This is a genomic window from Natrarchaeobius versutus (assembly GCF_041205745.1).
GTDB classification, from domain to species: domain Archaea; phylum Halobacteriota; class Halobacteria; order Halobacteriales; family Natrialbaceae; genus Natrarchaeobius; species Natrarchaeobius versutus.
The window spans coordinates 22,668-35,086 of sequence record NZ_JBGFCC010000007.1; the positions used below are offsets into that span (position 1 = coordinate 22,668).

The 12,419-nt window shown below is 64.0% G+C and carries 11 protein-coding genes; 2 read left to right on the forward strand and 9 right to left on the reverse strand.

Annotated features, from left to right (window positions below; all coding sequences use genetic code 11):
• Nucleotides 1-164: 164 nt before the first annotated feature.
• Nucleotides 165-1,292, forward strand: coding sequence for a pyruvate dehydrogenase (acetyl-transferring) E1 component subunit alpha (pdhA, locus tag AB7C87_RS15660; RefSeq protein ID WP_369730426.1), 1,128 nt, complete (start codon nt 165-167; stop codon nt 1,290-1,292).
• 116 nt (nt 1,293-1,408) lie between these two features.
• The gene (locus AB7C87_RS15665; RefSeq protein WP_369730427.1) at nt 1,409-1,897 is read left to right on the forward strand and encodes a hypothetical protein; all 489 of its coding nucleotides are present in this window, start codon (nt 1,409-1,411) and stop codon (nt 1,895-1,897) included.
• 6 nt (nt 1,898-1,903) lie between these two features.
• Here the strand turns inward: AB7C87_RS15665 and AB7C87_RS15670 are convergent, their stop codons facing one another.
• The 9 genes from AB7C87_RS15670 to AB7C87_RS15710 all read right to left on the reverse strand — a co-directional run bounded on the left by AB7C87_RS15670 (nt 1,904) and on the right by AB7C87_RS15710 (nt 12,415).
• The gene (locus AB7C87_RS15670; protein ID WP_369730428.1) at nt 1,904-2,725 is read right to left on the reverse strand and encodes a fumarylacetoacetate hydrolase family protein; all 822 of its coding nucleotides are present in this window, start codon (nt 2,723-2,725) and stop codon (nt 1,904-1,906) included.
• 28 nt (nt 2,726-2,753) lie between these two features.
• Nucleotides 2,754-3,542 carry an SDR family oxidoreductase gene (locus tag AB7C87_RS15675; protein ID WP_369730429.1) on the reverse strand — a complete coding sequence of 263 codons (789 nt, stop codon included), beginning with the start codon at nt 3,540-3,542 and terminating at the stop codon, nt 2,754-2,756.
• A 128-nt stretch (nt 3,543-3,670) separates the two neighbouring features.
• Complete coding sequence (locus AB7C87_RS15680; protein ID WP_369730430.1) at nt 3,671-4,252, reverse strand: hypothetical protein; 582 nt, start codon at nt 4,250-4,252, stop codon at nt 3,671-3,673.
• 109 nt (nt 4,253-4,361) lie between these two features.
• Entirely contained in the window at nt 4,362-6,062 is a 1,701-nt protein-coding gene (locus tag AB7C87_RS15685) for an acyl-CoA mutase large subunit family protein (protein ID WP_369730431.1), read from the reverse strand.
• 174 nt (nt 6,063-6,236) lie between these two features.
• Nucleotides 6,237-7,361: an acyl-CoA dehydrogenase family protein gene (locus AB7C87_RS15690; protein WP_369730432.1), complete on the reverse strand. Its 1,125-nt coding sequence runs from the start codon at nt 7,359-7,361 to the stop codon at nt 6,237-6,239.
• 106 nt (nt 7,362-7,467) lie between these two features.
• A complete protein-coding gene (locus AB7C87_RS15695) occupies nt 7,468-8,073 on the reverse strand; it encodes a hypothetical protein (protein WP_369730433.1) in 606 nt (201 codons plus the stop codon).
• Nucleotides 8,070-8,738: a phosphate starvation-inducible protein PhoH gene (locus AB7C87_RS15700; protein ID WP_369730434.1), complete on the reverse strand. Its 669-nt coding sequence runs from the start codon at nt 8,736-8,738 to the stop codon at nt 8,070-8,072. Before AB7C87_RS15700 ends, AB7C87_RS15695 begins: the two co-directional genes overlap by 4 nt.
• The gene (locus tag AB7C87_RS15705) at nt 8,735-11,356 is read right to left on the reverse strand and encodes an ABC transporter ATP-binding protein/permease (RefSeq protein ID WP_369730435.1); all 2,622 of its coding nucleotides are present in this window, start codon (nt 11,354-11,356) and stop codon (nt 8,735-8,737) included. Before AB7C87_RS15705 ends, AB7C87_RS15700 begins: the two co-directional genes overlap by 4 nt.
• Before the next feature lie 57 nt (nt 11,357-11,413).
• Nucleotides 11,414-12,415, reverse strand: coding sequence for an ABC transporter permease (locus AB7C87_RS15710; RefSeq protein ID WP_369730436.1), 1,002 nt, complete (start codon nt 12,413-12,415; stop codon nt 11,414-11,416).
• Nucleotides 12,416-12,419 lie beyond the last annotated feature (4 nt).

Here is a 12,419-nt window from a genome sequence, read left to right on the forward strand (position 1 = left end):
TCATCCACAATTTCTGGTGGTCTCCGATCCTCGACCCGATCATACATTTGCCAGACTAGTCAGAATAGTTGTTTTTGTGGCGTTATATTCGAACTATTACTTATACGATGGTCGATAGTACGTGCACAGCTACTGTTATGTGGAACGAGTTCGAGGAGGATGATATGACACCAGACGTACTCGAGTACGATCTTCTCGATCGAGCATCGGACGACCGGGTTCGGGTGCTCGACGCCGACGGAAACGTCGTCGCACCGGAACTCGAGCCCGATATCGAGCCGGAGATGTTGCGCTCGATGTACCGGGATATGCGTTTTGCACGCCGGTTCGACGAGCGGGTCATCAGCCTCCAACGCCAGGGTCGGATGGGGACGTACGCTTCGCTCGCCGGTCAGGAAGGCTCTCAGATCGGCTCGACGTACGCGCTCGCCGACGCGGATACGATCTCCTACCAGTACCGAGAACACGGCGCCGTCGTCGCCCGCGAACTCCCGTGGGAGTACCTGCTGTACTGGATGGGCCACGAGGACGGAAACGCCGCACTCGCCGACGTGAACGTCTTCCCGCTCAACATCTCGATCGGGAGCCATCTCCCCCACGCCGTTGGTTGGTCGTGGGCCGAAAAGCTCGACGATCAGGCATCCGCCACCGTCGTCCACTTCGGCGACGGCGCGACGTCGGAGGGGGATTTCCACGAGGCGATGAATTTCGCCGGCGTCATCGATACGCCGACGATCTTCTTTTGTAACAACAATCAGTGGGCGATTTCCATCCCGCAGGAACGCCAGACCGCGAGCGCGACGTTCGCCCAGAAGGCCGACGCGTACGGATTTGACGGCGTTCAGGTCGACGGAATGGACCCGCTCGCGACGTACGTCGTTACGGAGGCGGCCCGGACGAAAGCGGTCGATCCGGACACCGATCGGCTCCGACCGACGCTGATCGAGGCGGTTCAGTACCGGTTTGGCGCACATACGACCGCGGACGATCCGTCGGTCTACCGCAACGAAGCCGAAGTCGAGGTGTGGCGCGAACGTGACCCGATCACCAGGTTCGAGTCGTATTTGCGGGGTCGATGGATCCTCGACGACGAACTGATCGAGGAGATCGAAGCCGAGATCGAAGCGACGCTGACGACGATGATCGATCGAGCCGAGGCCGTCGAAGCCGATCCACGAGAGATGTTCGAGTACACCTACGAGCAACCGACCCCGAGACTCGAGGAGCAACGAGCATACCTCGAGGAGCTTCGTTCGACACACGGCGACGACGAACTACTCGAGTACGAGTGATTCTACCGGATAAAACATTGTGAAGACACTCTCCGACAGTGTAACGCGGCGGGCATAAAGCAAACACCAGGACAGGCGAACGACTACCAGCGTCGCGTTCCGACCATCGTTGCATAATGCAACTCGAGCAGCCGGCCAGGGAGGCGGACTGGAACGGCACGGTCCCGAACGCGTTCGACCTTCGAATTCTCGGTTTCGTCGGTGTCACCGCCGCGCTCGCGGCGTCGTTGAACGTCCCCTACGGTGGCGTCACGTTTGCCGTCGCCGCGTTCGCCATACTCGCGGCGGCCGGCGTCGTCGTCCACGTTCTCGGCGAACGAAAACTCCGCCGGATCACCGATGGGCTCGTCGAACGGTGGGCCAGCTCGGGTGCAGAGATCGAGGACGTAACGCGGTCTTCCGAGGGGATGCGAACCGAGTGGACGGTCCGAACACCGAACGGAACCGTCACGGTCGGCGGGGTCGCTCTCGTTCCGATCGCTCGCCTCTCAGTCGAGTGGCAGGGGGTCGGCGATTCCATGGACGCAAGCGAAGCCGAGGAGGACCTCGACCACCTCGCCGCGAGTCTGTACGAGGAGATATTCGAGATCCAGGCGGCGGCGTGATCTTCGTCACCGAACGACCGGCGCCTCGACCGATCCGATTACGTCCACCGTCGCCCGGACGTGGTCGCCGGGTTCGATCGGCTCGGCACCCGGCGTCCCCGTACTGAACACGTCTCCGGGCTCGAGCGTGGCGACGTCGGAGTGAAACGCGACGAGTTCTCGCGGCGGGAACAGCATGTTCTCGATTCGGTTTTCCGCCACGACCCGTTCGTTGACGATCGTCTTAACCGACAGCTCCTCGAGCGAGAGCGGTGTTTCGGGGACGGCGATCGCAGACCCGACGACGAGAAACGAATCGAAGCTCTTCGCGCGCGTCAGAAAGCGCGGATTTCGCTGGAGGACGTCCTCGGCGGTCATATCGAGGACGGGAAGGTAGCCGGCGACCACGTCGTCGACCGCCTCCTCTTCGAGGGTTCGACACGTTCGACCGATCACGACGGCGAGTTCGGCCTCCGCGGTGACGCGGTCGGTTCGTTCCGCCGGCGGGAGACGAATCGGGCCGCCCGGGCCGGTGACGGCGCTCGTCGGCTTGAAGAAACTCGCCGGCGCTTCCGGCCGTTGCTCGTCGAGATCCCCGGCGTGTTCGGCGTAGTTGAGGCCGATTCCCCAGAGTTTGCCGAACTCGGCCAGCGGCGGCCCGAACTGGATGGACTCACGGTCGATCGATTCCGCCGGGGCGTCGACGACGTCGGGGAGTTGACCGGCGGCCGCCCGCGGAAGCGCCGCCGTGACCGTCGTGAGATCCGGATCTGCGGCCGAAAGCGGGACGAACCCCTCCTCACCACCGAGCATCGGACGCCCCTCGAGGGTGCGCGCGAGGTACTTCATCGTTCCCTGTCGGGTGAGACGAACGCCGTCATAGGTTCGCCCCCGTCGTGCCGCCGTCGATCACGAGACTCTGGCCGTTGATGAATCCCGACTGGGGCGACGAGAGGAAGGCAACGGTGTTGCCGAGTTCCATCGGATCTCCGACCCGCTCGAGTGGGTTGTCGGCCCAGTTTTCGACTCCCTCCTCGTAGGAGTCGTACTCGCCGCGGTCGACGGCCTGCTCGACGAGTTCCTCGATCCGTGCGGTCTCGTGGGGCCCGGGGAGGACGGCGTTCGCCCGAACGTCCGGTGCAAACTCCTGGGAGAGCGTCTTCTCGAGGCCGATGACGCTCATGCGAACCGAGTTCGAGAGTACGAGACTGTCGATCGCCTCCTTGACGCTTCGGGACGTGATGGTGACGATCGTGCCGCCCTCGCCCTCCCGCAAGTGGGGCTCGGCTTCGCGTGCGAGACGAACGACGCTCATCACGAGCAGATCGTAGGCCGCATACCAGTCCTCGTCGTCGGTCTCGAGGAACGGCCCGGACGGCGGTCCGCCGGCGCTCGTCACGAGGTGATCGAGCCCGCCGAACTCGTCGACGGTCGTCTCGACCAGCGCCGCGACGTCGTCTTCGTCGGTGAGATCGCCCTGCTGTGCGATCACTTCGCCGGTCGCAACCTCCGCGATCTCGTCTTTCGCCGCCGCGAGCCGATTCTCGTCTCGGCCGTTGATCACGACATCTACGCCCTCGCGTGCGAGCGCCGTCGCCGACGCCTTTCCGAGTCCGCTCGAGGATGCCGTTACAAGCGCCGCGTTGCCGTCGATCTGAAGGTCCATCTCGTCTTCGATCTCTCCAGCGCAACCGAAAAAGTTGCCGTTGCGGTAAGTCAGTGATTACGTGTTCCTACTCCTACAATTGTTTCGTCGGCATTCGAGAGCGACCTCCCGTCAAATGCGGAGAACGCTTACGGCGGCGCGGTGGCGAGTGGTACCTCCCCCTCGACGACTTCTCGATTCAGGCCGGGGGAGGCGATCAGGAGGTCGTGTGCGGTTTCTCCGTCCGGTCCCAGTATCGCGAAAGTGAAGACGCCGAATCCAAACGACATCTGATAGTTCCCGTACGTCGAGTTCGCAGTTTCGACCGCCTCGAATGGCTCGTCGTGCTGGAGGATATGAAAGGAGTACTCGTCGTCGCCGTCCCGGTATCGGCCCTCGGTTCCCTCGTTCGCTTCGAGGTATGCGACCGACGTGTCGTTCGTTTCCTCGAGTGGCCACTCCTCGGTATCCGGCAAGAGATCGATGGACTCGGTCTCCGGATCCGGCGGTTCGAGGTCGTAGTTGTTCGCCGACTGGTCGGTAGTTTCTGCGCTCTCGGCCGTTTCGGCGTCGGTCGGCTCGTCGTCGGCTTCGTCTGCGGTCGCCCCATCCGTACCGAGTCCATCGTCGCCGGTTTCGTCGCCGGAGTCGTCGTCGCCGAGACAACCGGCTACCGCACCGACGGCGGGGAGTACGAGGGCCGTCTCCAGAAGGAGTGAACGTCTATCCATGACACGTATCTAACCAGTACTCCTATATACATTTGGGGTGTCGGATCGACCCACGAGCGCACTATCTTTCTGCAAGGAGAGAATCCCGCCGTTCGCGGCGAGAAGGGAGTCACACGGGGCTAATTTCCTCCTGGTACGATCCGTGATAGCTCTCGAGTACCTGCATGATCTCTCCCATCGTCGCGTACGCCTTGACTGCGTCGACGATCGGCGCCATGACGTTCTCCCCCGCCTCGACGGCTTCCGATAGGGCCTCGAGACGGTCCTCGACGGCGCCGTCGTCGCGTTCGGCTTTGACACGTTCTAAGCGATCGAGCTGGCGGTCGCGAGTCGTCTCGTCGACCCGGTGGATCTCGGGGGCGGTATCCTCCTCGATCGTGTACTCGTTGACGCCGACGACGACTTCCTCGCCGCGTTCGACCCGCCGCTGGTACTCGTAACTCGCGTCCTGAATTTCGCGCTGGAAGTACCCCCGTTCGATCCCCGAGAGAACGCCGTCGCGGATCGAGCCGTCACCCATCTCCGCGATCTCGTCGACGTACGTCATAATTTCGTCTTCCATCTCGTTCGTCAACGTTTCGACCGCGAAACTGCCGCCCATCGGGTCGACGACGTCGGCCGCGCCGGACTCCTCTGCGATGATCTGCTGGGTGCGAAGCGCGACCCGGACCGCCTTCTCGGTCGGGAGCGCCAGCGCCTCGTCGAAACTGTTCGTATGAAGCGACTGCGTACCGCCGAAGACGCCGGCAAGCGCCTGAATGGTAGTTCGAACGACGTTGGAAAGCGGTTGCTGGGCGGTCAGCGACTGGCCGGCGGTCTGGGTGTGAAACTTCATCCGCTTCGATTCCGGCCTCGAGGCGCCGTATCGATCGGCCATCACGCGGGCGTACACTCGTCGAGAGGCGCGAAACTTCGCGATCTCCTCGAAGATGGAGTTGTGGGAGTTGAAGAAAAACGAGAGCAACGGCGCAAAGTCGTCGACGTCCAGCCCGCGCTCGAGACAGTCTTCGACGTACGCGAAGCCGTCGGCGAGCGTGAACGCGGCCTCCTGGGCGGCGGTCGACCCCGCCTCCCGGATGTGATACCCCGAGATCGAGATCGGGTGGAACTTCGGCGTCTCCGTGACGGCGAACTCGATCGTGTCGGTGACGACCTCGAGTGAGGGCCCTGGTGGGATCACCCACTCCTTCTGGGCGATGAACTCCTTTAGCATGTCGTTCTGGAGGGTTCCCCGGATTTCCTCGCGGGGAACGCCTTGCTGGTCGGCGAGTGCGACGTACATCGCGTAGACGACCGGCGCGGAGGGGTTGATCGTAAACGACGTCGACACCTCGCCGAGGTCGATGCCGTCGAAGAGGATCTCCATGTCGCGTAAGGTGTCGACCGCGACGCCCTCCGTGCCGACCTCGCCTTCGCTCATCCGGTGGTCCGAGTCGAGTCCCATCAGCGACGGCATGTCGAACGCCGTCGAGAGCCCCGTCTGGCCCTGCTCGATGAGGTAGTGAAACCGTTCGTTCGTCTCCTCTGCGGTGCCGAAGCCGGCGAACTGGCGCATCGTCCACGTCCGGCCGCGGTACATCGTCGGGTAGGGACCGCGCGTATAGGGTGGTTCTCCGGGAAATCCCAGATCCGCTTCGTACTCGAGGTCGGCGACGTCTTCGGGCGTGTAGAGACGATCGACCTCGTGATTCGAAACGGTCGCGAACCGCTCCTGGCGCTCGCCGTGGCGTTCGAGAAACGGCTCGAGGGTGTCTTCCTCCCAGCGCTCGCGCCGGTCGCGGATCCCCTCGAGGTCGTCCTGGTCGAACATACCGTATCAGTGGACGGGACGAGCCTAAAGTGTTGGTACCACATCGCACGCCGTGACAGTACACGAGTGTACACGTCCGGAGTACACCGTCCAGCGCGGGCGATCACTCCCGCAAGCGTGCGGACGGTCGCTCCCGCAAACGAGTGAGGATTCCTCCCGCAAGCGTGCGGACGGTCACTTTCGCAAGTGACGCGCGATGATCTCCTTTTGAATCTCGCTGGTGCCTTCATAGATCGTCGTGATCTTGGCGTCGCGGTAGTAGCGTTCGACGTCGAAGTCGGTCGTGTAGCCGTAGCCGCCGTGGATCTGGACCGCCTCGTTGGCCACCTCGACGGCAGTCTCACTCGCGAAGTACTTCGCCATGCTCGCGGCCATCGGATCGACGCCGTCCTCGTTTCGCCTGGCGGCGTCGCGGGTGAGTAATCTGGCGGCTCGGACGTTCGTCCCCATCTCCGCGAGTTTGTGCCCGATCGTCTGGTGGTCGGCGATCGGGCGTCCGAACTGCTCGCGCTCTTCCGCGTAGTCGAGGGCGTCCTCGAGGGCCGCCCGTGCGACGCCGACCGCCTGGCTCGCGATGGCAATCCGGCCGCCGGTCAGCGTCGAGAACGCCGCGCGCAATCCCTCGCCGACCTCGGTTAGCCGGTTCTCCTCGGGAATTCGGACGTCCTCGAAGATCAGCGACGTCGTATCGCTCGCCCGCAGACCGAGTTTGTCCTCTTTCTTCCCGACGGAGAGACCGTCGACGTCCTTCGGGACGAGAAACTGCGTGATCGCGTCGGAGTCGTCGCCGTCGACTTTCGCAAAGAGGATCACCACGCCCGAGCGCTCGCCGTTCGTGATCCACTGTTTCTGACCGTCGACGACGTACTCGTCGCCCTCGAGGCGGGCCTCGGTGGTCATCTCCGCAGGATTCGAACCCGCTTCGGCCTCTGAGAGTGCGAACGCACCGACCGGGCGTCCTTCGGCCATCTTCGGCAGCCACGTCTCCCTGTGACTCTCCGAGCCGAACTCCCGGATACACGACGCGGCGAGGCAGTGAACCGACAGCGCCGTCGCGAGCGAGAGGTGGCCCGCGGCGAGTTCCTCGTTGACGATACTCTCGGTCACACCGTCGGCGTCGAACCCGCCGTACGCCTCGGGGATGGTGAGCCCGGTGACGCCGATATCGGCGAGGCCATCCCAGACGTCCTCGGGGAACGTCTGGGTCGCGTCGGCCTCCGCGACGGCAGGTTCGACTTCGCGCTCGACGAACTCCGCGACGGTTTCTCGAACGAGCTCACGCTCACCTGAACGGTCCATGCCGGTGGTACTCCGAGCGGGGTCCTAAAGCTGGTGACGAGTGTCATCGCTGGCCCAAAATGTGCGGTTCGAGAGGATCGACTACTGTGTCGGGTAGCGCCACTGCTTACAGGTGCGTTTCGCGAAGCCACGGAAGGAATCCCGAGAGAAATCGATCCGTCGCGGGCATGAAGTACGATCCGAAGTGATAGGTCGGATCGAGCGCCGCAACGATCGCGGTTCCATCCCAGTTCCGATCATCGACGTAGAGGACCGCACCACCGGTGTCGTCTCGGATTAGCACTCTCGCCTCGCGAGGCGGATCGAACGATCCGTGGAAGTGCCACTCACAATCCGCCGGCGGAACGTAATCGAAGAACTCGTCGGTCGGACGGGGAAACCGGAGGCCGCTGTCGCCGTCCGGCTCGAGCCACCACCAGAAGTTCGTCGGGCGGTACGTCCACTCGAGGTCGGGCAGCCACGGCTCCGGTTGCTGGCCGAAGGTGGCGATCGTTCCGCCATCGTCGAGAAACGATCGAAGCTGCGGGGCGCGTGCGGTGAGTTCACCGATGTGGAGTCGAGAGGGGACGAACAGCCCGTCGAACGCCGACAGGTCGGTCTCGGCTAGCTTTCGGAGAGGGAGTACCTCGTCGAAGAATCGCGCGTACTCCGACTCGACGAACGTTCGACGTTGTGGCGCGGAACCGCTGTAAAGGGTCGCAAGCGTCCTCACGCGCGATCACCACCCGTTCCAGTCGACTCCGACTCGAGTGTCGAAACGGATCGCATCCACGAGAGAAGCTGCCCGGGGATGCGACTCGCGGTCGACGACCGGCGTCCGAGCGTGACGAGATCGTTCCCGCTGTGGACGAAGACGGTTCCGGCGGTGGTCGCCTCGTCGACGTAGACGATCGGCTCCCCATCGCGGAGTCGAAGCACGACCGTCGCGCCCTCCGGTGGCGGATTGTGACCGCGAGCGAAGAAGCCGGAAACGCCGCGATGGGCTGTGAGGTCGCCCATCTCGACGCCGTCGAACACCGGGTGCGAAACCGCTTCGACGACGGTGTACTGGTCGTGGGAGTCGATCGACTTCGGCACGAACCGGCCGGCGCCGGGAAGCCACTCCGTCGAGAGATGGCCGCTGAACGCGACGACTCCCCCTTTGTCGAGGTAGGATCGAATCTGACGGCGGTGTCGAAAGAGGTGCTCTTGGTCGATCTGGCTCGAGACGACGAGCCCCGAATACGAGCGAAGGTCGACGTCTGGCACGTCGTAGACGTCGATCCGCTCGAGGGACGTCCGGAAGAACGGTCGGTCGACGAACCGTCTGGTGAAGGCGTCGTCGGGGTCGAGAAAGCCGATCGGTGCGACAGCTCGAGTTGCTTCGTTTGAATTCATGATCGGTGTGGTGTACTCTGTGTCGAAGATTGCGGTGGGTCGGATCGGTCGTCCGTCACAGTGGCCGACAACGCGACAGCGGCTTCGACGAGCGAGCGGGTCTGGTCGTGTGTCGGTTCGCCGACGAGCGATCGAGGCGGTCCCCGCTCGACGATCGTTCCGTCGTGGAGGACGGCGATTCTGTCTGCGAACTGGCTGGCTCGAGCGAGATCGTGCGTGACGTGTAACAGCGTAATCCCGCGCTCGGCGACGAGATCGTACAACAGCGCCAGTAGCTCGCGTTGGCGCGGTGCGTCTAGCATCGACGTCGGTTCGTCCGCGACGAGGAGTGTTGGTTCGAGAACGAGCGCTCTGGCGATCGCGACCCGCTGTCGCTCCCCGCCGGAAAGTTCGGTCGGATACCGTTCGAGGGACGACCTCGGAAGACCGACGTCCTCGAGCGTGCGCTCGATCGCCCGCTGTCGTTCGGCCGCGTCGCCGACGTCGTGTACCTCGAGTGCTTCGCCGACTATCTGGCGGACGCGTCGGTTGGGCGCAAGCGACTCGTAGGGATCCTGAAACAGGTACCGGGCCGTAAGCTTCCGAGGCCGGTCGTCGGGTGGGCTGGGTGAGGCGTGGTTCCCGCCGGTTATCGTGACGTCTCCGCTGTCGGGAGAGTCGAGGCCCGCGGCCACTCGTGCGAGCGTACTCTTGCCCGCTCCGCTCTCGCCGACCAGCGCGAGCGACTCGCCACGATGGAGACGAACGTCGACGCCGGAGAGCACCGGCTCGTCGTCGAATCGCTTCGTAACGCCCTCGAGTTCGAGAACCGGTGTCTTCTCGCCCGCCTTCGAGGAGTGGCTGGCCGATCCGATACGCGCTCGTTCGGCGTCGGAGGACGGTATCCGACGGTTTCGTTCCTGCTCGTCCTCGTCGTCGATTTCGGTTTCGATCCCCGGCCTCGATTCGAGGAGGGACTCCGTGTGTGGGTTCGACGCACCGGTGTCGAGGCGGTTCCTGTCGACTACCTCGAGGAGCGCCCCGTCTCGGACGACCGCGATGCGATCGGCGAGGGTGTGGATCGCCGAGAGGTCGTGGGAGACGAGGACGAGCGAGAACGTCCGCGACGACTGCAACTCGGCTAACAACTCGAGCAGGGAACGGGTGGTCAGGACGTCGAGCCCGGTCGTCGGTTCGTCGACGACGAGGATCGACGGCTCGTTTACGAGGGCAGTCGCGATGACTGCGCGCTGTCGCATCCCGCCGCTGAGTTCGTGTGGATACCGCCGGTGACATTCGGGATCGAGGCCGACCGCCTCGAGGGCGTCGGTCGCTCGCTCGACGGCTTCGCCACGACCGCACGATCGGTGGATCTGGACCGCTTCGACGACCTGGGATCGAAGCCGAACGCGCGGGTCGAGGGCGTTCATCGCCTCCTGTGGAACGTAGGCGATCGAGTCCCCGCGAACGTCCGTTATTGCCGACCCGTTTTTTCGTCCGACGAACAGCTCGATCCGCCCATCGGTGACCCGGGCGGGTGGGCGAAGCAGACCGAGCAACGCGAGCGCGAACGTACTTTTGCCGCTTCCCGACTCGCCGACGACGCCAAGTACTTCCCCCCGACGAAGTTCGAGGGAGACGTCGTCGAGAGCGACCCCCGACGCCCCGTCGTAGGTCACAGTCAGGTTCGACACCTCGAGTATCGGGTCCGACGGCGCGTCCGATTCTTCACGGAGGACGACGGCGGACTCGCTGTCGGCTCCGGGCCGTGAGGGACGGCTCGCTCGCAGTTTGCGTTCGACCCCGAGTGCGAGAAACGTACACGAGAGGACGCTGGTCGTGATCGCGATTCCGGGCGGGAGGACCCACCACAACCACGCGTCCGTCAGAAACGCGCTCTGATTCTGGGCGAAAAAGAGGATGGATCCCCAGCTCGGAACCGTCGGATCGCCGAGGCCGAGAAAGCTCAGCGACGACTCGAGTAAGATCGCCGCGGCGACCGCCCGCGCGAGTTGGGCGATCGCGATCGGCACGAGCGCGGGAACGACGTACCAGCGGGCGATCTGTGGGAGTGAGGCGCCGATCGATCGAGACGCTCGGACGTACGTTCGTTCCCGTACCGAGAGGACCTGTGACCGAAGCTCTCGGGCCGGGCGAGCCCACATGACGCTCGCGAGCACGGCGATGGTCGTCACCAGACTCGGACCGAGAACGGCCGCGACGACGATCACCAACGGGAGAAACGGTATCGTCAACACGACGTCGACCGCCCGCATGATCATCGTCTCGGAGCGCCCGCCGATCAGCCCCGCACCGACGCCGACGACGACGCCGACGAGTATTGCGAGCGAACCGGCCGCAATGCCGACGAACAACGAAATTCGTGCGCCGACCAGCATCGTCGAGAGGAGGTCGTGTCCCATATCGTCGGTTCCCAGAGGGTGAGCGACCGACGGCGCCTGTAACGGGTCGCCCACCCGCGCCGTGGGGGGATACGGGGCGAGTACGGGTGCCGCGATCGCGACAACGGCGAACACGAGGACGCCGATCGCACCGACGACGACGAACGGATCACCGAGTCGATCACTGGGATCGAACGAGAAGCGCCGACCGAAGACGGAACGATCGAGCTGTTTCACGTTATCTCACCTCGCGAGCGGGCTCGAGCCGTCTTTCCGTGAAACCACCGGTAGCCATTATTCGGTGGACCCTCCGGTCTTCGCGATTGCAGTCCGGGGATCCAGGATGGGATAGGTGAGATCCGCGAGGACGTTCGCCCCGATTACCGTGACGGTCAGGACGAGAAACGCACCCTGTAAGAGCGGGTAATCGCGTGCGAGCGCGGCCTCGTAAATGAGGAGACCGAGCCCCGGATAGGAAAACACCGTTTCGACGACGACGGCACCGCCGACGAGTGTCCCCAGTCCGAGCGTAAACCGCGTGTAGATCGGCAACGACGCGTTCGGGAGTGCGTGGCGTGCCAGGACGTTCCGTTCGGAAAGGCCCTTCGCCCTGCTAAACTGGAGATAATCGGACCCGGCGGTGGTGAGCACCGACCCACGGGCGACGAGGAACATTCCGCCGACGCGGGCGAGCGTGAGCGTCACGACTGGCAACGTCAGATGGTGGACGCTGTCGACGGTCGACCCGAACGCTGATTCGGACGACTGTATCGAGGAGACACCGTACGCCGGAAACCACCCCAGCGAGGAGACGAACACCGCTATCAACAACATCCCGACCCAGAACGCGGGCGCGGAGTCCGCGGCGACGAGGACGCCCACGAAGCCGGCGTCCGTCCGTGTTCCTTCCTGCCACGCACTCCAGGCACCCAGGATCGTCCCGATCGCCGTCGAGAGAAAGAGTGCCGAGCCGACGAGGAGTACGGTCCAGGGAAGCCGATGGACGAGGACGTCGACGACTGGATCACCGTACATGACCGACGTTCCGAGGTCGCCCGAGAGGATGCCGAGGAGATAGTCGACGTACTGGACGTGTATCGGCTGATCTAGCCCGTACGTCGCGAGCAGTTCCTGGCGTTGTTCCTCACTCAAGGCTTCGACCTCGTCTCCGACGAGATATCGAAGCGGATCGCCGGGAGCGAGATGCGGCAGTGTGAAGTTGATCGTAATCGCCGCGAGCACCGTCAGCCCGTACTCGGCTCCCCGCTGTGCGTACCACCGAATCGATTCGATCATGGAC